Source organism: Methanocella arvoryzae MRE50, assembly GCF_000063445.1.
GTDB lineage: Archaea > Halobacteriota > Methanocellia > Methanocellales > Methanocellaceae > Methanocella_A > Methanocella_A arvoryzae.
In genome coordinates this window covers 375303-397578 of record NC_009464.1, presented here as the reverse complement: position 1 = coordinate 397578, position 22276 = coordinate 375303, and the positions used below count along the sequence as shown (strand labels likewise).

Here is a 22276-nt window from a genome sequence, read left to right as displayed (position 1 = left end):
GTAGAGCGGTTTAAGTCCCGGCTGTTTTGGTTATAAGCCCATCGTACATGGATAAGCGGCACATAAAGGGAACAATGCAAGAATAAGAGAGTATCTCGTTTGCATTTGACCGCCTGCCTCAAAACGGTGATGTCCATGTATAATGAGAATTTCTTAGCTTATAATGACAAGTACACTTACGAAGTCATTATTGCAAAGCACGTTGATAAGGGAACAATAACGGCAAGCGATGCGAAGCTCATCACAAATTACATTGTAAGTAAGTTGGCGAAGGGTAAAATTATTGAAAGGCGTGCGGCTCGAATTGCCACAATGTTAACGCAGTGGCGGCGTTTTATTAAAGTCCCTTACGACCAGATGACCATAGATGACTTGCTTTTAGGTTTGAGGGCATTGCAGAACGGCGATAGCGCATATTGCGGAAGGAAGTATAGCCAAAGTTCGCAGCGTGGAATGGTGAAGACTATTAAGCCGTTTACCAGGTTCCTGATTCGGAAGAAGATTATTGCTCCGATTGATGATGAAGAGCTTAATGAGATTGAGCCACCCCAGGAGACTTTTGATAGCATCAAGTCAGAAGACATCCTGACTGCCGACGATATTCAGGCGATGATAAAGGCATGTAAGAATTCCAGAGACAGAGCGTTTATCATGACGTTATACGAGACTGGAGCGAGAGTCGGAGAACTGGGCCGGTTGACCTGGAATGACTTAACTTTCAAAGACCTTGATTGCAAGGTCAGGCTAGAAGACCAGAAAGTAGGTGGGGAACGGGTTGTATACGTTGTATCCTGCAAAGCGTACCTGATGCAGTACAGGAATGATTTAGGGGATGTTAAGAATGATGATTTTGTTTTCAAGCTGCTTGAGCGGGACCAGCCGATAACGTATAAGGCTGTTACCAGGTTGATTGATAACGCAAAAACGGCTGCTGGCATCACAAAGCCAGTTACCCCTAAGCTGTTCAGGACTTCCAGAATTACGAACATGATTAGGGAAGGCTACCAGGAGAGCGTTATCAAAAAGATGATGTGGAAAAAGCAATCGACCAAAATGTTTGATTTCTACCTGAAACTGGCAGATAACGACCTGGAAAAAGCCATTCTTTCAAAGGCGGGTATAGCAGCTCCAGCAACTAAACCAGAATCTTCGATAAAGCCGGTTAAGTGTGTTTGTGGTTACGTGAATGAGCCGACAAACATGTATTGCCCAAAGTGTGCCAGGTCGTTAAAAGAGGGCGTTAAATCACTGCGAGAAGAGGAAAGCGAGGCAAAACAGAGGTTGATTAAACTAATGGAGCATCCGAAGATAAGGGACATGCTCTGCGAAGTCTTTGAAGAATCTGCCTAATCTTTTTTCAATTACCTTTTTAATATATTCATATCTCAAATATGAGGCGATAGATACTTATAGCCCACTTTCCGCTGGTAAATTTTGGGTTTTTGATTTACTGCCCTGAGTGGGTCGCTTTTGCAGTGTAATGGCTTGCTGTTCTTGCTTCTTGTTTTTATGCTGTCTTCTCGTATCACTGGTTAATGAAAAACGTTGATACGAGGATGCTTGATCATCTGGGATTGGTTGCCGGCTGTTATGATGAGTATGGGGTAGCTGGCATTATCGATGAGGTGCTTCCTAAAAAACGGGTGCATCGGATTGGTCATGGTGTCACGGTTAAAGCGATGATCCTGAATGGGCTGGGATTCGTTGATCGGCCATTATACATGACTCCTGAGTTTTTCAGTAAAGTGCCATGTGAGCGGCTTCTTGGAGGGGGCGTAAGTCCTGAGTATTTGAATGATGATGCTTTGGGGAAGACGTTGGATTGTATCAGCGAGTACGGGCCGACCGAGTTGTTCAACGAAATCATTCTTAATGGCGTGATGAAGAAACTGGGCTTACGTACACATCTTTTGCATTTGGATACGACTAGTTTCAGCTTGTATGGCGAGTACCCGGAAGAGGGGGAGGCGGACATCAAGATCAATCTTGGGTTGCCTAAGGATGGGCGTTGGGACTTGAAACGGTTCGTGGTGGGGTTAGCTTGTAACCATCATGGTATGCCATTGTTTATGAAGGCGTTCAGTGGGAATCATAGTGATCGTAAGAGCCTCATGGAGATGGTTGAATCTTTGAAACGTGGCCTCAGTTCAAAGGATAAGGTGTATCATGTTGCTGATAGTGCCTTTTATACGAAGGAGAATTTGCAGGGTGTTGGCGTCAGTACTTTTTGGATTAGCCGTGTTCCGAACACGATCAAGGAGGCGGCTCAGCTTCTGGGAAGTGACGTGGAGCTGAAACCCTGTAAGGACCAGCGTTACTCGTATTATGAGACCCTGTCTGATTATGCTGGAGTCCCTCAGAAGTGGATCCTGGTCAATTCGAAGGAGATGCAGAAAACGATGACTGGCACCTTCGAACGGAAACTATCGGTGGAGTTAGATGCTACAGAGAAAAGTTTCGTGCACCTGCGTAACCAAGAGTTCTTTTGCGGAGAAGATGCTTTGAAAGCCGCCCACAAATGGATCCTGGATCACCCATTGGTAAAATTCGAAGCGGTTTCCACGGAGGCCTTCCGGAAGAAGAATGGCAGAGGCAGACCCAGGAAGAACGAACCGGTTCAAGAGTTTTACAGGATTAAGGCAACGATCAAGACCAACCAGGAAGAAGTGACTCGGAGACGGGAGCGGCTGGGTAGATTCATCATTGCCACCAACGACGTTGAAAGAGACGGGGAATCACTACTCACCGATTACAAGGATCAGGGCATCGTCGAACGGGGATTCAGATTCCTGAAAGATGACACGTTCCGAGTATCGAACGTGTACCTGAAAAAACCAGAGCGGATCGAGGCCCTGGCAATGATCATGGTCTTGTGCCTTCTCATCTACAGCATACTTGAATGGAAGCTTCGAGAGAAGCTGAAATCGTCAGGGAAGACTGTTCGGAGCCAGACTAAAAAACGAATCCAAAACCCTACAATGAAATGGGTATTCTACCTGTTCTTAGGGGTGGCTGAAGTGCATGTAAACATAGAAAATCACAGTCTGACCGAGATCACTCATATCACAGACGATCTGCGAACAATCCTTGACCTGTTAGGCGAACCGTACAAAAAATACTATGACTAAAAATTACCAGCGGAATGTGGGTTATAGGTTTATGCTCAGTAGGGGCAACCGGTGATTGATATAATCGCTGAAAACGTTAATGAATCTAACTTTGAAGTGTATAGAGTACGTAGGGCTGTTTACGAGCAGCTTGAACCTTTTCTACGTAAAGTGGCCGATATTGCAATTAAAGAAGGTTTCTGGGAACTTATCGACTAGCAGAATCTGCCCATAGGAGTTATCTAACAAACGTAGGTCAGAGATGGGGAGTTCATCGCCCCATCGCTGGCCGAAGTTGAACAGTCCAAGTGGAGTTTGTATGCATGAGTTAGCTTGCGGTGTCTTCCCCTACCCATATTTGGTAGGAATCCAGAGCATCGCAGGTGTCATCATTGTGGGGTACAACCGAAGTTTTAAGAGTGGGGTATAGCGCCCCGAAGGGGTGACACCAAGGCGCGATGGCTGAACCTTTGGTGAGGCCGTCGCGCCGCAGTGTGTCATCGGCAAAGCCGACGCATACCCCGCCTTAATACTTCGGTTCAGTACCCCACCCCGCCGCAGGCGGAATAAGGGGTGTCCTATGGACACCCCGCCGGGCGAAGCCCGGCTCTTCACTTGACCGTATATGAACAACTTAGAAAAGGAAAGGAAGAACCAACAAATGACAAACTGTGTCAAACCCATCGGATACGGTCAAAGCAATACCGATGGAGAACGATTCCACATACCCTGCAAAAAGTGGGACTGCCCCGTATGCTCAAAAGTCCAGGTGAACAAGCTACTGGATGATGTCAACATATTCTTCCGGGGTGAACATGTCCGCTTCCTAACTCTAACAGAGAGATCCACTGCCACAAATAAAAAAGACATCATGAAGCACTACCGGCGGCTAATGGATAATCTTAAAAAAGACCATAATGGACTAAAGGCGTTCTGGGTGAAAGAATTTACCAAGCGAGGAGTAAGACACCTGCATGTAGCTATAAACATGTACATACCACAATCCAGAATCAAAGAGCTATGGATTAAAGCTACTGGAGGCCAAAGCCACATCGTACATATCGAGGATGCTTGCGAGATGCGAAATGCGGCTGCTTACATGATGAAATATATGACAAAACAGCTAAGTGGAGGTGACAACTTTAAAAGGAACGAAAGACGCTTTGGTTTCAGTGGGGGAAAAAGACCTAAACAAAAGGATTGGGAAGGAAAAGCCAAAGGCGAAATTGAAGTCGAAATAGACCCACATTTTAACCAGAATTCGAGATATTGGCTTGATTATTACAACAAAAATCAAATCGCATATGGTCCAGCTTATATCGACTTTATCAATTTTGCCACTTGTAGCATCATAGCAAAACATAAAATCCGCTTAGCAAGAGCAGAACTAGGCTATGATGATTTACCTATTTTTTTATTCATATATCTATGCTCATATGTAGTAAGCTTAATATCACTAATCCTATTATATCTGATAGATTGCTGGGTTAACAGATGGATGATGATTTTTCGTATGGTACAAGAAGTGCATTAACACAGTCGATGGTTAGGAAGATAAAAGAGGCAGTGGGCCATAAATGTGAGAAATGCGGTTCAATCTGCGACATAGAAGTTTTAGAAGTACATCATATTGAACCGGTAAGAGATGCTGATGGGCGATATGACTATAATTCTCCCAGTAACTTGATAGTTCTTTGTGCGAATTGTCATAAATTAGCTGGTAGTAATAAAATCCCTAAGATACAGCTATCCGATATTACCTATAAACGCCCAGAGTACCTCAAAGGCCTATTGGAAAAAATTTTGGCAGACAGGAGAATTGTCACATCTGATACGAAAACGTCAATGAGTTCCTATGGCTATCCCAGGGTAACTTCTTCGCCTTCTTCATCTAGTGTTAGTTCTAGAAAATCTTCGTCAGGTAGCTACTCACATAGTAGCGGATATGGTGGTATGGGGTTCGCTGGAACCGCTTTAGGTGGGATAGTAATAATCGGATTACTATTGGGTATATTTTATCTAGCATTTGGGGGGCTTGTATCAAATTGGATTACCCCCATGGTGATTAACTTTATTAATCCAAATTCTACCGCATTATCTCTAACAAATATTGTACTATGGATAATAATTACGTTTATAAAAGGAAGTATACTAATAGTTTGCTCCCTGTTTATAGGATACATATTGATATTCATTCTTAAGAAATTGCTACAAACGAGGGCTGAAGAAATAAACGATGGAATAATCTCAAACCAATTGGATGGGTCAGTCAAAACTCTTACGAATGTTGAAAAATTTATTTACTTTTTTAGGTCATGGAACGTTGATAATCTAAAAAAGGCTTCATTATTAATTGCGGTATTATGCTGTATAGGATTCATCTTCTTGTTACCAGATAATACCCTAAATAGCATCAGTATCGTAGTAACAAATGGCCTATCGACATTTATTTTCAATAGTATTATGGCAGTAATTAATTTTATCGTAACGGTGGTTGTATTTGTCCTTACTATCGTAATAATCGCTGGTGTTGCCTTATTCATGTTTGCGTTAGCAAAGGAAAGGTCGCAATATTAGCCGATACAAAAATCTAAGTCGGCCCGAAGTTTTGATAGCTTCAGACTGACTTAGCTTCATACTGAGAATGAGCACAAAAGTAATATTAAATTTTTATATCTGCCGATACTTGAGTAGCATCTTCATCCATCGTGTTTTTGATGAGATGTTGATACATTATCATTTTTACCAAGATATTCACTTGATACACTCTAACTAATAATCGTATGCATCTGAATAAATATTCGCCATAAGTAATAGTATTTGATTTTGTTTTTTCTTTATTTGTGTAATAAGTAATATAGCCCTTGTTTGAATCAATCGTATATCCAAAATGACCTATATCATTACGGAGTTTTGAATCTATTACTGGATTTATCCATTTATCAAATTTATTCTCTTCAGATAACAACTTAAATTTGGGCGCGTTGGCTATTGCATTAAATTCAATCAAACCACCTTTAAAAGGTTTTTTATTTCGTTCTCTAGGGTCATAGTTAATTGAGTCGTAATTATGCCGATGCTTTATATTTATTAGTCCTATTATAATAACGAGTGATTTACTTAGTAATTCAAATCCATCAACAGAAAACGATTTAATTTTATCAAAGCTTATGTTGTTATTAATATTAGCATCGCTTGGGAATGTGGCATCAGGATTTTCTGGGTCCCATTCAAAGATTACTGGTGAAAAATCCTCTGAGAGATCTAAGAAGTTAAATATGTATTCAAAGCACTTATTTTGAATATCAGTAAGGTAATTATTATTAACTAAAAAATCAACAAATTCGTTGTAATTTTGATATTCTGTTTGATTCAAATCTGCGATATAAGATTCAAAGTAATGATATAGCTCAAAATGATTTTTCGACACCACTATAGGAAAAAAACAAGCATCTAGAACTCTTGATAGTGCACTTAATTTATCCATATTGTTATTTAATGGTAGTTCTCCTGGTAGGAGTGCAGATAATATCTTACTATCAAATTCTGTTGAGCCTTTTTGAAAAGCAATAATACCCTTTTTAAAATTTTCAAAGTCCCCTAATGAATAATTCCGATAAATCATTTTTAAATTTTTGGCTTTTTTCATTGACAATTCGTGCCAGAAAACTTGTCTCAATTGTCTTTGGAGAATATCAGTTTCGTCTCTATTATTGAGTGCATCAATAAAAGGAAAGCTATATACATCCGATGTCCTCGTTGGGAAATCTGGGTGACTGGTAAAGCAAAAGTCAAATTTATTACTTTTCGATTTTGAGATTCCATCAGGTATCCATATATCCTTATAGTTAGTTCTGCCCAATTTATCTGTATATTCTTTTATAATAAATCGTAATGTAATCTCTTGATGACATCTTTCACATTCAAATTTATAATTCGTTTCTTTTTGATACCCAACCCCAATTTTAGTTTTTATGATTGCCCCACAACTATTACATCTCCAAAACTTACCAATCATCATTAATAACACCTATAAATAATATTTTACACAAATTAGTTATAATGTCTAATAAAGGTAATGTAGTTATAAACGTAAAATTAGTTAATTAAAAATCAATTTAGTCTCATGCCCTGTTTCTGTAAATGTGTATGACAAAATTGAATCTACAGATGGCGATAGTGAAGACAAATGAAAATTAAAATATCAGCCCGAAGTTTTGATAGCTTCGGACCGCTTTAGCCTCATGCTGAGACCCGTTTTTATCAATTATGCAAAAACGTTAAGTAGTTAATCGTCTATCGATAAACATAATGAGGCGGGGAGTCTCCCCCATGAGCGCCAACATCCGAACGGGGCTACTTATTACATATTTTTAGAGTTTTCACATAATCTAACAGCTCTGCTCTGAAATAAATTCTAACAAACACATTTGATGGCTATTACTTTTTCATTTTTTATGCGTGGGTTATCATAGCCCGGGCTGAGAGATATGGGGTAAACTAAGACAAGTCCCAACCATCGTCGTGCGGAGGGGAGAGGTTTGTTCCCCTCTCAGGAGGTTAGAGTCAGGATGTGCCTAGTCGCTAACCATGGGCCAATTGAGCTGTTAAATTGATCCTTTGATATACGTTCACTAAGCGCACTTACGAAGGCCGTCGAAGGCGGCCCGTAAGGCGACGAGCGAAGTGAGTCGCCCCTTTACTTGAACAAATATAAACAATTAAAAATGAGCGATGATAGCCGATTATCTTCAAAAGAGAATAACTATAATACCGATGAATTTTTTAAAACACTATATATCTATGAGTTCGAAGTATGCTTATATATAATGCTCAATAATCGATTAAAGGTTAATTATTTATTGAATAAGCTATTTACATCCAAATGGTGTTGAGTTTGGCTAATGGTAAGGACCAAACTATTTTTAATACGGTTATGAATGAACAAAACCAAGGTCATGTAACTAGGAAGCACCTATTTACTCGTCTTGAGAAACAGTTAGGTGTTCCGGTAGTATCGTATTTTACTAGTTTCCGCTACCCAGTGATGATTGATTCAGCTGATGTCGATATAATTGAGGGAGTATTACAAAAAATGGATTTGTCGAAGGGATTTGCATTATGTATCAATTCCCCCGGTGGCGATGGCTTAGCTGCCGAAAGGATTATAAATGTGGCTCTTCTCCATTTTTAGGATGAGGGTTTCCGGCAGACTGTTAATATTTTAAGCATAAAATACTCCAGGTCCTGGAGGCCGTAACTTCTTCTTTTGATGATATTGATCTTGGTGTTGAAACCTTCGCTACCGGCATTAGTGATATGATGTTTGAAGAGGGCGGTCACACCGTACATGTAACGATCCAATGTCCTTACCAGAGCTTGGAACTCCTCCAATCCGCTACTCTCCACGTTCTCTTTCCATGTCTGCAACCGGAGCATTGCATGGTTCTGGTGGCGGGCGTCCAGGATATCCAGGAGTTGTTCTTTCAACAAGTATGCCTTGTACAAGGGTTGGTTCAACTCCAATAGTTCCTGAAGAGTCTCCCTCTTATCACTGGAGAGATTCTTCTCCCTGCTAAGGATAAGAAAACGCTTATCCTTCCAGTGTTTTCGTTCAGCTTTGCCTGCACCCCTGAATTCCCGTCTACGGATACTGTCTATGCATTCCCCTGCTTTCTTAGCGATATGGAACTTATCGAACACGATCTCCGCCCTCGTGTTTTTACGGACGCTGGCAATATATGGATCCCACATATCCATGACCACCGCTTTAACGTTCATGCTTTTCTCGTATCCTAGAATGGCGAAGAACAGGTCGAGTGTCACCTCTTTTCTCCCAATGCCCGTCCAGAGAACACAGCCCTTTTCAACATCCCGGACTACTGTGAGGTATTTATGGCCTTTCTCATAAGCGATCTCATCCACGCCGATCACCCGGGGATTACTGGAATCTAACGGGACAAGGGATTCTCTCATCGTATTCTTATCAATACTCTTCACAGTCTTCCAGTCTAACCCTACGACCTGGGCGGCTTCTTTAATGCTCATATGCTTACAGAGAACCGAGACATGCTTTTCCAGTCTCTTCGTGCATCTCGAGTACTCCCTTACAAACTCCAGTTTCTCATGACCCCTGTGGCCACACCGGCAAAAGATCTTGTATTGAGGGAACTGCACATAACAACGCAGACACCCCAAATCCAGGTCCCTGACCACTCGGACATACTCATCCTCAACACGTTTAACACGCCTGCCACAACGAGGACACAAAAGAGGCCTCCCTGATCTCTCTAACTCGACAAGAAGCCGTTCATCATCATGACTGATACCAGCAATCTTAAATCCCTTAAAATTAAACTGGCTCTTGAATACTAACGAGTATTTACACCGCTTACCCATGATATTGTGCCAACATTACAAGGGCAAGCGGTGGCTTAAAATCACCCATTACAACTAGCAGTTCCTCACCCGACAATCGGAGAAGAGCCATAAATGTTTGTAGGAGTTATAGCGGGACAAAACAGTTTATAGCAATTGTTCCAAATAAGGCAAAATCCGCAGCGACTATGATTTGTTTTGGAGCATCCAAAATAATAATGAGCCCGACATCAGAACTTGGCCCCGTAGATCCACAAATCACGATTACGGAAAAGAATGGTTCCTTTAAGAGATTTTCTGCATATAATGTAATACAAAGTTATAAAGACTTATTTAAGCGTGCGGTATCTGGAAATGGGAATATTGAGCCATATCTACAACAGTTAGAAAATTATGATGAAAGGGAAATTAAGGAGATAGAGTCTGCAATAGAACTATCTAAAAGTATATCCGCTAAGACACTATCGTCTGGTATGATGAAAGGTATGAGCGAAGAAGAGATATATAAAAAAATAGAAATCTTTTTATCGCCGGAATATACAAAGACCCATGGAAGACCCATTAACTGCGAAGAAGCTAAAACATGCGGACTTAATATTGAAATTATGGATGTTAGAGATCCGACATGGCTATTAATACATGAACTATATATTAGAACTAACAACTTCGTATCAACAAGAGTAACAAAATGTGTAGAATCCAAAGATCATTCATTTATAGTATCTGCAAAGTAGAAAAGTCTTACACGATTGTAGAAGAGGGGTAGAATATGGAAGAACATTTCGAAGAAGGTAAAAAACGATTAATGGATGCTGAAAAAAAATATAAAGATACTATGAAAAAAGTTAAACCCTATATTACCAAAAGAAAAATTGTACAACCTTCTACAGAGGGCGAATGGTGTGAGACATCAACTTGTTTGTTTTACTAATTTTTCTTTTAATTAGTTGAGATAAAGATTTTTATTGATCTATTGTGTTTTATAAAAGAATTATTTTATAAGCTATACAATAGTATTAAGTAACTAAATAGTCATAAAATTGTAATAAATCAGAGTGTCATCCACGAGTTCACTAACATCCGAACGGGGCTGCTAATATAATTTCTTAAATTTTCCACCACTACATATATTTCTAATTAATTAAGGCTCGCAATCAGCCACCCGATCTCAGCCGGTAACTTAAACATCCCATCCTCCCCGGGCACGAACTCGACAACCAGGACTACGGCCGACAAATTAAGCGGCCCATAAATGCGTGGAAACAGTGAGCCCGCCCATTCATCGCCAGCGCAAGCCGGTACTTCATATTTTACCTCGGCTTCTGTCTGATACTTATCAATGCAGAGCAGAACCAGATCCTGCTGGTTAGCGTAAAACTGATTAGCAATATCCACTGTTTGCCCGATGGTGGAGCAGTGGATAAAGCCGTCTGTGTCCAGAGAATCGGGTTCGTAGTAGCCGTAGGGAACCGAAGCTTCCCAATCCTGGCGGCGGGCGATGTGTAAGATAATGCTCATCGGTATTCCACACTATTTATTGTAAGATAACTGGGCCATAAGAATATTTTATAGTATTGTCGTGTAACCCTGATAAAATAGCAATACTCCGAAAGCGATCATCACCAGGGCGCAAACGGCCGACATGGCCGTCATATACTTCTCGCCGATGAACTTTTTGCTCGCCGATCCTATCGCTGCAAGTCCCGTAAACCATAGTATACATGCGAGTTCAATGCCAAGAAAGGCTAGTACTGAGCTCTCAAGATTTATTGTGACAGTACTGGCTATCCCCGCGAATATCCCCGTCCACCAGATGATGGTAAACGGACTAGTAATGCTGATCAGGAACCCTGAAACGATAGAAGAAGATTCGCCCCTCGACTGCTTACCCTGACTATTATTCGCTTTCCCGCAGAGCGCCCCATGAAGCCCTTTGAGGCCGAGGCCGAGGAGCACCATGCAGCCAATCAACCATAGTACTACCCTGCCCGTCGGGTTGTTGACGACCTGGGCGAGGCCGATCATAATCAGGATAAAATAGATGGCATCTGCAGCCACTGCCCCTATGTCCGTCTTGATGGCGTCGACGGGCCCCGATGTTACTGCCCTCCTCAAGACTTCAAACGTGATTGGGCCGGGAGGTATGGCGTGGGTCAGTCCCAGGATCAGGCCAGCGACAAATAGCTCCAGCATTTCAGGACGAATACCTCGCTGATACGATATAAACTATAGGTCAGGCGATCAGAGGGGAGGACAGTGAGGAATCGGGGGCTGCTGAGGATTTGAATGACGAATATAAAAAAGAAGTGGCGGAAATCCCGCCGGCAGTGTCCTGGAAATGACTTCTAAACTGTCGGTGGTATGCCTTGCCTGATCTGATCCACCGCCTTCTCGGCCGGGACTCCCGCGTCGACATAGGGCTTTGCCGTCATCGCCGGAATGCCGTTGTTGATGTAGACGACCGCCTGGTCTGAAGGTATATTGAGGAGCAGGAACGGCCGGGACTTGCTCAGGCTTATGTTAGCGTTGATATATGGCACGCACTGCTCGAACGAGTATGTACTCGCTGCATAAGGTGCCGACAAGCTCGCCGGTAGGTTTGCTCCGATATACGGTCTGGCCCTGTCGTATGTGACGCCGGCATCGAGGTATGCCATAGTGTCGCTCTCGCTGACTCCTGCCTTGACGAAGGGCATAATCTGTTCAGCAGTATAGCCGGAGTTCAGGTAAGCGACCGTATCTTCCAGTGATGCGCCCGCGGCAAGGTAAGGGCCGCAAAGGTCTGCGGAGATGCCCCGCTGCATGAAATACGCTGCTGTATCTACGGGCATATTGTAGCTAATGTACGGTATCGCTTGCTGTGCAGTATAGCCTCTTTCAATGTACGGTCGTGCCGCATCTGCCGGTACGCACGAATCGATGTACTGGACGATCAGGTCTGCCGGGGCAGTCATCGTAGAATAGCCTGCATCCCATGCGGTATATTCATCCCCTCCATATCCTGCAAGGTTGCTAATGCGGAAACCATCTGTTCCATAATCGTCTACAATATCGACGACCTTGTCTGTGACAAGCTCAAAACCGAAAAAAGTTATTCCTGACTCATGAGATCTGACGTCATTTTCATCCAGGTTTAAGTAAATCTGGTGGCCCTTGCCTTTTACCTTATACCAGATGCCTCCCGTAAAGGTCTGCTGGTTTAACCCTTGTCTAAGGTTATGACACACAACCACTAAGGTGATAGTACCATCATCGTTTAACGTCAAATCCTGGCCTGTATATTGATTACCCGCGCCATCATAGCAGATGGTTGGGTAACCTAAATAGTACTTCGTGGAAAACCCCGGGTAATTTGAGGTCTTCACAACGGGTTGTGCTGGCTCGGGTCTATTGTTCTCCGGGCCCCACATGGAAGCCCCCTCATTGCCCGACGAGTCTGGTACTGGCAATGCATATGCCGCCGGCCGTGTCGGGCCGGTAGCAACAGTAGCTGTAAGTGCGATAAGCAGAACGATTATTACTATACCTGTAAACGCGAGAAATAGCGTGCCCTTATCGAGTTTCATGCTGTAGCTGTTATAGCAGGAGGTGACATAAAATTATTGATAATATATGGTAATTACAAAATAATAAACCCGGCTGATCTGCACGCCGGTTCTCATAGTCTCGGGCATTGCCTGTGGCAGCGGTTGGCGGGCACGTCTGCTACGAGATGGTAGATAAGAACAGAAAATCGGATACGCGGCTATCTTTTTTCTTGCAGGGCAGCGCCGGCCTTCAAAACCTTGAGCACGGTGCTCCAGGTGCGAGTCGTCACCTGCTTTCCGAATTTGTTCTCCAGAGCACCCATCAGCTGCACGGTCCCAGTACCTCGCTCTTCATATAACACTGCATATTGTCCGGTCGTAGACGCCGATAATTCTAAAGTCTTCATTTACCGGCAGATCGGAGAGGTTCGGCTGTATTATGTTATCCGATAGAAACATTACGACCAGCCGGGTCTGTGGGCGTACCACGATGCCCTCGAAGGGATGCTCAGTTTCAAGCTCTCTGAGTTCATCAACGGTGCGCACGATCACCAGTATTTCCCGCCCGAAGGCTTCCCGGAGCTGCTGCATGATCTTTTCAGAAAGCACAGCGGTATTTTCCTCCGACGCCTCAAAGAGCACGTTGCCGCTGGCGAGCACCGTCTTCACGTGCCTGAAGCCCATGGCTTCGAACGCTTTCCCCAGGTCAGCCATCTTCAATATCGAATGGCCGCCGACGTTGATGCCCCTGAGAAATGCCACGTAGCCAATTCCAGTTCCTGCCTGTTCCTGCTCGCCCGATTCCCGACAACCATTCAAAACTACCATATACGTCCTCAGAATAGCTATTGATTACAGGGAGTATATAGCCGGCCACGTTAAAAGAAGCTGTCGGAATTGCCCTGCGGGATATCCTCGGCTTGCAGAGGGGCGAAGAAGTTATCCGGACGGAGCCTTGTGGGAGTCACCTCCCCCGCTGGGATTGATGTTACCTTTTCAATCTAAAGCGGTCTGTGTGGGCGGACGGAAAGATGATCATTTGAGGCGGGGAGTTGTTGTGGCACTATTGCCATGTAATCGCAGGATTATTTTGCCGTGCTGCATAAAGATTAAGTATTATTCTGCCGATAATTAGCCGGTAAATGAATGGCTCGCGGCAGCGGATTGTCTGTGCAAGATACCGCTGCAGCTCAGGTTTAAGCTAACGGTCTGGTGAAAAATGGTCAAGATTTACAAGTTCCATTGCGATGCATGCGGCTACGAAGCTATGGTCTCGGGCGAGAACGGCAGGGACGAGATCACTTCCGGTCTCACGATCCTGTGCGAGGACTGCAAAGAGCTTTATGAGCTGGAGGATCACAGCAGCTACACGATCAAGCAGAAAGCGTTTCATAAAAAGGCCCGCTGCCCGGAATCGTTCAGCCACAGGTTCCGCATCTGGACCTTCCCCGGCGTCTGCCCCAAATGTGGCAAGCCTATGAGAAAAGGCGATCTGGTCGTCAGCTGGGACTGAGCAGCCCCGGCAGGTTTCTCGATTTACGGGCTCCCGTTAACCAGAATTGTTATGGTGCTTGAGGCATAAGGCTATAGCAGATCATTAAATCAGTTATTAGGCTGAGGACTTGAAGCCCGTTGCAGGGCTTATGGCTCCATATACGGGTTTGTCAGGAGCTATCCATCAGTCTATAGCGGCTCGCTTTTTACACTCGCAGCCTGGTGAAGGAAAATGGGGTTTGTCCAGGATATCCAGATCATACTAAACAACCTGAAAGGGCTGTTTTTAATCATAGGCATCGTGATGCTGGCGATGGCCATTTTCAGCTGGCGAGTCGGAGATGCGCCTGCATTTTATGGGTTTATGTCTGGGGCGGTGCTCGGCATCGGGATGGGGCTTGTGATCAGGATGCTGATTCCGGGCAACATCAACCCTGAGCTTAAGCATGCCATGATCATCGCTGCACTGGCTTACCTGATCGTGCCTGCCATCAGTATGATCCCCTTTATGACTGTAGCAAACATGAGCCCGCTCGACGCTTTTTTCGAGTCGATTTCCGGGTGGACGGGTACTGGTTATAGCATGTTATCCAGCCCTGAAAAAGCTTCGCCGATGGTCCAGTTCTGGCGCAGCGTAAACCAGTGGATCGGAGGCCTGGGCGTCATCGTGCTGATGGTCACAATACTGATCCGGCCGGGGACCAGTACGTATATGTTTTACCAGTCGGAGGCGCACAAGGATAAGATCCATCCGAGCATCAGGTCGACTATCAAAACGATCTGGATCCTCTATATTGTGTTGTCTGTTTGCGGGTTTCTGCTGCTTTATGCTGCGGGGATGCCGATCTGGGATGCCACCAATACAGCTATGACGGCTATCGGAACCGGAGGTTTCTCAGTCTACGGGGAGAGTATAGCAGCCTATGATAATATCTTCATAGAACTGGCAATATTACCGATCATCATTGCCGGAGCCATACCATTCGTCGTCATCTACCGGATGTTCAGAAAGGGCCCTGGCAGCCTGCTGAAGAACATCCAGGTCAGGACGTTCTTCATCGTTATCGCGATAGGCTCCGTCGTTCTTACAATTCAAAACTTCTTTTTCTACAACGACATTGTCATGTCGCTAAGGTACTCTGTCTTTCAGTTCATCTCGGCGATTACTTCGGCAGGGTTTCAGACTGCAGACCTTTCCGGATGGACGACGCCGGCCTTGCTGATCATGTCCGTAGCCATGGTGATCGGCGGGTGTGCAGGTTCGACGGCCAGCGGTATCAAGATTGCCAGGGCGATCTTCCTGGGCGATCAGGTCAAGCTCTGGTTTGCGAAAGTGCTGCGTTCCAAAAATGCCATAGCGGTCGTAAAAATCGGCAACAGGCGAGTGACAGAAGACCTGGTCGCGGCAGAGCTGACTGAAGCTACTTTTATCTCTTTCCTCTGGGTGGTCGGAATACTGCTGAGCGTCTTCATCATGGCGAACATTGTGGGCCCCTCGTATGACCTCGGCCACATCGTCTTTGAGGTCAGCTCTGCAATCGGCAACGTTGGCATCACCTGCGGGATAGTCAATCCTGATCTCAGCGTTCTCGGAAAGATCGTGATCATCTTCGACATGTGGATCGGCCGGCTGGAGATCATCCCGGTATTGCTGCTGGCAAGATACCTGCTGAAAGGCCTGAAGTTCTGAAATGTCGGGCGGGCGATCAATTTATTTTTTTATAGATGCCCGCCCGGCAGGATTTTGCCCGGAGCCTCATTCGGCTGTCCGATAGCTATCCGGCATGTCTTATTTCAGAAGTAGTACCAGATCGACCGGTACTCGCAAACGTCCTCGCCGTCGGCGTTCAGGCGCCGCAGGTAGTCGAATATGGACACGTCCGTGTAGATGTATGTATCACAGATGGCGAGCTTGGATTCCCACGGGTAGAACCGGTAAGATCGCTGGCCTCCAGGCAAAATCATGATCACTTCGTGGTCCTGCCAGGCGCGAAGGTGTGATTTGCCGAGCTTTGGTACGTTGAAGACCGGCTCGTCTGTCCGGACGATTCCCGGCTGGAGCCTTGCTTCTTCTTTGCGCTCCTGTTCCACGCGGGCGATCGGCACCCTGAAATCCATCGTCTCCTCCTTACCCTTGGTGTTAAAGGTATAGTACGGGTCGACGCCGCAGATCTTCAGGACTTTCCTCATCTTCGCGATTTCAAATTTCCTGCTGTTATAGTACGTGAAGACCTGCTGGTTGTAGACGCTCATGCCGGCCTGCCTTATCGTCTGTACTGCCTGAAGCGACTCAGGCGTCATTTCCATCGGGTGTTCAAAGTGTGTGACAACGCACACTTCTCTCGCTCCCGGCTGGTGATACTGTTTTAAGATTTCTGCCAGTTTCGGAGTAATGCGGAACGGCACAGTGACGGGGGTTCTGGTACCTATCCTCAGCCGCTCCACGTGGTCGATCCCGGAGACTTTCCGCAGCAGCGAATCGATGTACTGGTCGTTCATGGTGAGCGGATCGCCGCCTGTGATTAGTACTTCCGAGATACTTTCGTTATCCTTTATCCACTGGATAGCATTCTGAATGGTATCCCGTTTTACCTCTGCTTCATCTATACTTTTAATCTCCCAGTTTCGCTGGCAGTAGACGCAGATCTGGGGGCAGGAGTCGTAGGGCTTGAGAATCAGGATCTGTGGGTAGCGGCGAGTAATCCCTTCCACCGGGCTGGTCCATTTCTCGCCCATGAAGTCCATGTCTGCAGCGCTTTGCCTGTTTTTAACGATAGTTTTACAATAGTTCATGCTCGGCAGAACCTGTGCCCGGACTGCCCGGTCAAGTGCAGACCTGCCGGCTTTGTTAAAGAGTGACAGGTAGTAGGGTGTGATCTGTACTGGTATATTGTGCTCCTGCGCAAACTTAAGCGCGCTTATCTCGTCTTGATCGAGCCTGACCAGTTCAGATATTGTCTTATAATCCGTGAGGATATGCTTCATCTGCCAGCCGAAATCCTGCCAGTCGGCTTCGCCTGCTCCAAAGTAGTCCAGTATATCCTTTTTTAAGGCTTCTCTCTGTTCGCGGATTTCCGGCTCGAGCCCCGAATGGTACCGGGAAAAGTACGCGTTCATCTTGCGCGAGTAATGATCGAGCTGCATCGAGCGGTTTACTGATGCGAGGCGGCTGTCCTCAATAGAGTCGGGCTGTAGATCATCCCCGAAGAGAATGTCGGACTTGCCGTTGATGCCCTTGAAGAGATAGATAAATTCCGCGATAAACCCTTCGCTGACGCGGTTCAAGGCCTCCTTTCGGCCTTTGGCGATATCGTACAGCACCTTAAGTGCCGAAAATCCGGTCAGGCGCTCATTTTCTGTCCTGATGACGTTCTTCAGGACACGAATGCATTCTTTTGCGTTGTTTTTCTCCAGCATGTGGAGGTCTTTGAACTTTCGATCGGAATAAACGTTGAAATAGTGCCTTTCCAGGCTGTTAAGATAGTCAAATAGTCTGTCCCTCGCCTCTTCGAGGCCTCCGGACGCGATGAGCAATTTCTTGATCGTGTGATCAGTCAGCCACATCAGCTCTACCAGATCCTCTTTAGGAGCCTTGAGTACCAGCAGTGTGTTTCGGGGGTTCAGCTCCTGAGGCGTGTTAATGGTATCAAGCCTGAACGGTTTGTTCTTTGAGGCTTTTGACGAAATTTCACTCATAATAATGGGTTTTTGAGTAACCTTTTAAATATTTTACCCTTTTTAGTCAAATCCTCCTGCTACATGTCAGATTGATCATGCCATTTCAAAGTCATAAAGTAAAAATATTGGAATATGTGGAAAAATGCTGGGAATCCGGAAAACTAATTTATTCAAAGCCGGTTTTCCAGCGCAAGCATCACTAAGGCAGTCCAGTTCGGGTCGCTTGCCTGGCCAGTTTCTTTGCCGTACCCGCCATCGGAATTCCTGGCTCCGGCAAGGTAGTCAGCGCACTGCCGGGCCATATCTTCTTCATCGAGAGCGGCCAGTGTGCCGCAGAGATAAGCAACATCTACTATTTTTCCGGCCTTCATCGACAGGTCGATATGCTCTGTCGCATAGTTAACGAACGCTTCTCGCACTTCTGGCATCAGATAGCCGATCCGGTGCATGTTCAGCACCGGCGCATAGACATGGGAGACCGGCTCGTCGAAGAAGCCTGGCTCCGCCATCTTTTCCATCACATGCGTTACGCCCTTGCGATACCTTGAAATGCCAGTCAGGTAGAACGTGTACAGCGCTCGTAGACATAGCGAGGTCGTATAGGCGTTCTTGTTTGTATTGTGGCCACTCCACGAGCCGTCGGGCTGCTGGTGCTCCATCAGCCATATCAGGCCCCGGCTTACCAGCTTGCTGGCCTTGGAATAGCTATACTGGTTCAAGGCAACTAGCGCGTATGCGGTAGTGGCAGCATCCGTATACATTTGCGTTTTAGGGGGGAAGTGCCCATCGGGCTGCTGGCAGCTTTCTAGATATGCAATCCCGCGTTCTATAACAGCTTCCGAGCCCTCGCAGTCTTTTAGAGCATAAATGGCTCTCGCGGAGACCATCGGGTCGCCAGAGCCCCAGGACCCGTCGCTGTTCTGGGCCTGTGTTAGATACCGGACAGCCAGATCTACTGTCTGGCTCACCCGAGCACCGCCTTAAGCTCGTTGCGCAGGTCTTCTGCGTAGATCTCGCTGTACACCCCGTGCACGTCGCCGCTATATTCATACCAGGCCTTAGGCTCGCTGGCATTGGCATACAGGGACTTGCCTTGTTCCACAGGGATGACTTTATCGCCCGTGAAGTGGAACATGACCACTTTTCGGGGCGGAAGCATCGAGAGATAGGTTTCAGGCTCTACCGATGTGCTAAACTGGTCTGCAAGAGCATTTCCCGTCCGGTCGAGGCCGTATGGCCCGGAACTGATGACGAACGCGCCTTTCATACCGGGTTCTAGCGCAGCGGAGACGATCGCGAACCGGCCGCCCATGCTCTCTCCGAGTACGGCGACATTGCTGCCGTTCAGGTCAGCGCGGGACTTAATGTATTCATAGCCCTGGAGCACGTCGAAAACCTGCTTGTACTGAACGGGGTCCCGGTTGTTGATAAAGGCCTGGTAGCCGCCGTTCAGGTCCATGGCCGACGGTCCGGGCGTCGAGCCGTTATTGCCCCTCTCATCCAGCGTCAGCGAAGCGTAGCCCCAGGATGCCAGTGCTTTTGCCATATCTGCATCAGCTTCTTTATTGACGGTTGCTGCCGGGAGCACGATCACTACCGGTGGGTTAGTGATGTTCTTCGGGATGCGCAGAAGAGCATGTACATTATCTCCAAAGCTCTTGTAGACCACATTCTCTACAGTATAGTCCGGAGTAGACTCAATCACTGTGGAAGACCCGTCGACAGGCTCCCGCTGCTCGAATCCGAGCCTGCTGGCGTTGTCCAGCTTCCATAGCGTGATCGGCGTCTCATGTGCGCTCTGGAAGGCAAGATATGCCATGCTTATGATTGCGATGAAAACCAGGAGGGCGATAGGCACAGCCCACCTGCGGACAGCCTGCTTCTGCCCTTTCCGGGCCCGGGACTTCGAATTCTTGGACACGCTCTACTAATCGGCCCTAAAGAAAATAAGGTTTCCGTAGCACAGGGCTTAGGTAGGGATCAGCCCTGCAGGCACTATTCCCAAACTTTCGTACATCCGGGCGGGACCGCGGGCCGGATAGAGGTACCTTCGCCCTCTACCTGTCACTTCTGGATGCTGGAGCTGATGTCTTCGGACGTGGCCTGATTTACAGAGGTCAGGGAAAAAGTTATTTTTCTACGATCGTTTCCTCGATTTTCATTCCGAAGTGCCGGGCTTCCTTTTCAAGCTTAGCCAGCACCCGGTCGCCGGGTTTCAGAGCCGTCACTGGTGTGGAACTGCCGTCTGCTGCGACGAGCTTAATGGTTTCTGCGTTCTGGAGGATAGCGGAGATCTTCCGGTCGCCGGTTTCCGCCTCGACGTACAGGAGCGGCCTGCGCTCGATCTTCACCCTGCCGATGGTCGCTTTCCTGGCGTCGCCGTCCCTGGTGACGATCAGCGCCGGGTCTCCGCTGGCAAGCTCGGATAAGTACCTGGTCTTTTCTCCGACGAGCACATACTCGTGCACTGCGCCTGCGTTCACCCTGAACGGCCTGCTCGCCACGTACGGGCTCTCTTCCGCCTCGGACTGCACCAGGAATAGGCCGCTGGACTGGTTGCCGATGAGCATCCCTTCTCCAGGCGTCATCAGCGAGCAGGTATCGATGCAGACCCGGTCCCCGGTGCCGGCGTCTCTGACTGCAGTGATCGTTACCGGCGTAAGGCCGAGCCCCGCCTGTTTCGTGGATACTGCGCGGGCGATCTCACGGACTTTCAACGGATCGTCCACGTCGACCAGGACGCCGTCAGCTCCTTTTTCCAGTGTCTGCAGGGCGACCGAGGCTTCGTCGATGTCCCTGGCCTTCGCCAGGATTTTGGTGCCGGACCCGCCGAGCTCGGCGATCAAATTTTCGAGCGGGATGACTTTCCAGTCATCGCCCTCAATGATGAGGTAGTCGCAGAGCTTGCCCATCCTGGCGGCGAACTGCTCGTATTCCTTGCCTGCCAGCCTGACGTAGGCAGCAGTGGTAGTGCCCTGAGCTTTCAGTGCTTTAGCTGTCGCCATGTCTTCCGACGAGTTCAGGTCGTGCGGTAGAAAGAGCGTACCGTCGCCTTCGGAGCCGATGCCGATCACCCTGATGTCCGGGTTACCCTCCGCGGCTGCTACAGTCATTTTTCCCAGCTCGCGAACGCGCTCGACGTTTTCCGGCGACACCAGCACGGCATTTGCGCCGGACTCGAGTGCCCCTGTCACCTTCTCTTTCGCCCCGTTCCAGGAGCCCTGTGCGTCGATCCAGACCAGCTTATCGCTCATTTTAGTTCCTCTGCGGCCTCGGAAGCCGACCACTTTTCGTGGACGATCCGTGCTACGGCCTTCGTAATCTTAGTGGGGAATTCGTGCTGAAATACGTTTCTGCCAAACGCTACTCCTTTTGCACCAGCGGCGATAGCTCCCTCGACGGATTCGAGAAGGTCTGTGTCCGATTTCATCTTCGGCCCTCCGGCGATGATGACGGGCACAGGGCAGCCGCGTACAACGGTCTTGAAGGAGTCGGGATCTCCTGTGTAGTTGGTCTTGACGATGTCAGCCCCAAGCTCAGCCCCCGCCCTGGCTGCATGGGCCACGACACTAACGTCGTGCTCCTGCTTGATCGACGCACCCCTGGGGTACATCATTGCGATGAGGGGCATGCCCCACTCTGCGCAGGTCTTCGACACGCATCCGAGGCTCTGGAGCTGGGCGCTTTCGGTGTCGCTGCCGACGTTGATGTGGACGCTTACGGCGTCTGCGCCCATCTTGATCGCTTCTTCCACTGTGCAGACAAGCACCTTGTTATTCGGGTCGGGGCCGAGGGAAGTGGACGCGCTCATGTGGACGATCAGGCCCACGTCCCTGCCATAGCCCCTGTGGCCATGGGGGACCATGCCCTTCTGCATCAACACTGCATTTGCGCCTCCTTCTGCAACCTGATCGATGGTCTTTGCCAGGTCGATGATGCCCTTGATCGGGCCGACGGAAATGCCGTGGTCTACGGGGATTATCAAACTGTTACCGCTTTTCCTGTCCCTGATCCGCTCGATGCGGATTTGCTTGCCTATAGTCATGAAAATACACCATGCTACTGTGATACACAGTAGCACGGATATGATGA

General features: G+C 47.1%; 20 protein-coding genes. 9 read left to right on the top strand and 11 right to left on the bottom strand.

Annotation, left to right across the window (positions count from 1 at the left end; translation table 11 throughout):
* Positions 1–135 precede the first annotated feature (135 nt).
* The 4 genes from RCI_RS01930 to RCI_RS16065 all read left to right on the top strand — a co-directional run bounded on the left by RCI_RS01930 (position 136) and on the right by RCI_RS16065 (position 5684).
* On the top strand, positions 136–1350 hold the full coding sequence (locus RCI_RS01930) for a tyrosine-type recombinase/integrase (protein ID WP_048197850.1): 1215 nt from the start codon (positions 136–138) through the stop codon (positions 1348–1350).
* A gap of 185 nt (positions 1351–1535) precedes the next feature.
* Entirely contained in the window at positions 1536–3128 is a 1593-nt protein-coding gene (locus RCI_RS01925) for an IS1634 family transposase (protein WP_012034696.1), read from the top strand.
* Positions 3129–3732: 604 nt separating this feature from the next.
* On the top strand, positions 3733–4641 hold the full coding sequence (locus RCI_RS01920) for a rolling circle replication-associated protein (RefSeq protein WP_012034695.1): 909 nt from the start codon (positions 3733–3735) through the stop codon (positions 4639–4641).
* Positions 4602–5684 carry an HNH endonuclease gene (locus RCI_RS16065; protein ID WP_012034694.1) on the top strand — a complete coding sequence of 361 codons (1083 nt, stop codon included), beginning with the start codon at positions 4602–4604 and terminating at the stop codon, positions 5682–5684. Before RCI_RS01920 ends, RCI_RS16065 begins: the two co-directional genes overlap by 40 nt.
* Positions 5685–5769: 85 nt before the next feature.
* Here RCI_RS16065 and RCI_RS01910 read toward each other — a convergent pair whose 3' ends face one another.
* Positions 5770–7128, bottom strand: coding sequence for a hypothetical protein (locus tag RCI_RS01910; RefSeq protein WP_048197846.1), 1359 nt, complete (start codon positions 7126–7128; stop codon positions 5770–5772).
* An 876-nt stretch (positions 7129–8004) separates the two neighbouring features.
* Between RCI_RS01910 and RCI_RS01905 the strand changes: the two genes are divergently transcribed.
* Positions 8005–8301, top strand: a complete 297-nt coding sequence (locus RCI_RS01905; protein WP_148266483.1) for a hypothetical protein — start codon at positions 8005–8007, stop codon at positions 8299–8301.
* On the opposite strand, the gene RCI_RS01900 is transcribed toward RCI_RS01905, so the two are convergent.
* A complete protein-coding gene (locus RCI_RS01900; RefSeq protein WP_012034692.1) occupies positions 8298–9506 on the bottom strand; it encodes an ISL3-like element ISArch13 family transposase in 1209 nt (402 codons plus the stop codon). The two genes, RCI_RS01905 and RCI_RS01900, sit on opposite strands and share 4 nt — an antisense overlap.
* A gap of 167 nt (positions 9507–9673) precedes the next feature.
* Here RCI_RS01900 and RCI_RS01895 point away from each other — a divergent pair, with 167 nt between their 5' ends.
* The gene (locus RCI_RS01895) at positions 9674–10219 is read left to right on the top strand and encodes a hypothetical protein (protein ID WP_048197842.1); all 546 of its coding nucleotides are present in this window, start codon (positions 9674–9676) and stop codon (positions 10217–10219) included.
* A 35-nt stretch (positions 10220–10254) separates the two neighbouring features.
* Complete coding sequence (locus tag RCI_RS16850) at positions 10255–10416, top strand: hypothetical protein (RefSeq protein ID WP_158308847.1); 162 nt, start codon at positions 10255–10257, stop codon at positions 10414–10416.
* Positions 10417–10622: 206 nt separating this feature from the next.
* Here RCI_RS16850 and RCI_RS01890 read toward each other — a convergent pair whose 3' ends face one another.
* The 4 genes from RCI_RS01890 to RCI_RS01875 all read right to left on the bottom strand — a co-directional run bounded on the left by RCI_RS01890 (position 10623) and on the right by RCI_RS01875 (position 13840).
* On the bottom strand, positions 10623–11003 hold the full coding sequence (locus RCI_RS01890) for a DUF952 domain-containing protein (RefSeq protein ID WP_012034691.1): 381 nt from the start codon (positions 11001–11003) through the stop codon (positions 10623–10625).
* A 48-nt stretch (positions 11004–11051) separates the two neighbouring features.
* The gene (locus tag RCI_RS01885) at positions 11052–11678 is read right to left on the bottom strand and encodes a LysE family translocator (protein WP_012034690.1); all 627 of its coding nucleotides are present in this window, start codon (positions 11676–11678) and stop codon (positions 11052–11054) included.
* A 152-nt stretch (positions 11679–11830) separates the two neighbouring features.
* Positions 11831–13051 (bottom strand): hypothetical protein, encoded by a 1221-nt coding sequence (locus RCI_RS01880; protein WP_012034689.1) that lies wholly within the window; start codon positions 13049–13051, stop codon positions 11831–11833.
* Positions 13052–13363: 312 nt separating this feature from the next.
* Complete coding sequence (locus RCI_RS01875; protein WP_012034688.1) at positions 13364–13840, bottom strand: DUF1697 domain-containing protein; 477 nt, start codon at positions 13838–13840, stop codon at positions 13364–13366.
* 391 nt (positions 13841–14231) lie between these two features.
* Between RCI_RS01875 and RCI_RS01870 the strand changes: the two genes are divergently transcribed.
* Positions 14232–14525: a hypothetical protein gene (locus tag RCI_RS01870; protein WP_012034687.1), complete on the top strand. Its 294-nt coding sequence runs from the start codon at positions 14232–14234 to the stop codon at positions 14523–14525.
* 213 nt (positions 14526–14738) lie between these two features.
* The gene (locus RCI_RS01865) at positions 14739–16196 is read left to right on the top strand and encodes a TrkH family potassium uptake protein (protein WP_012034686.1); all 1458 of its coding nucleotides are present in this window, start codon (positions 14739–14741) and stop codon (positions 16194–16196) included.
* 104 nt (positions 16197–16300) lie between these two features.
* On the opposite strand, the gene RCI_RS01860 is transcribed toward RCI_RS01865, so the two are convergent.
* From RCI_RS01860 to RCI_RS01840, 5 genes are all read right to left on the bottom strand, one after another.
* Positions 16301–18202 (bottom strand): KamA family radical SAM protein, encoded by a 1902-nt coding sequence (locus RCI_RS01860; protein WP_012034685.1) that lies wholly within the window; start codon positions 18200–18202, stop codon positions 16301–16303.
* A gap of 152 nt (positions 18203–18354) precedes the next feature.
* Complete coding sequence (locus RCI_RS01855; protein WP_012034684.1) at positions 18355–19152, bottom strand: prenyltransferase/squalene oxidase repeat-containing protein; 798 nt, start codon at positions 19150–19152, stop codon at positions 18355–18357.
* Positions 19149–20105, bottom strand: a complete 957-nt coding sequence (locus RCI_RS01850) for an alpha/beta hydrolase (protein ID WP_012034683.1) — start codon at positions 20103–20105, stop codon at positions 19149–19151. Before RCI_RS01850 ends, RCI_RS01855 begins: the two co-directional genes overlap by 4 nt.
* 208 nt (positions 20106–20313) lie before the next feature.
* Entirely contained in the window at positions 20314–21438 is a 1125-nt protein-coding gene (locus RCI_RS01845) for a 3-dehydroquinate synthase II (protein ID WP_012034682.1), read from the bottom strand.
* Complete coding sequence (locus RCI_RS01840) at positions 21435–22229, bottom strand: 2-amino-3,7-dideoxy-D-threo-hept-6-ulosonate synthase (RefSeq protein ID WP_012034681.1); 795 nt, start codon at positions 22227–22229, stop codon at positions 21435–21437. Before RCI_RS01840 ends, RCI_RS01845 begins: the two co-directional genes overlap by 4 nt.
* Positions 22230–22276 lie beyond the last annotated feature (47 nt).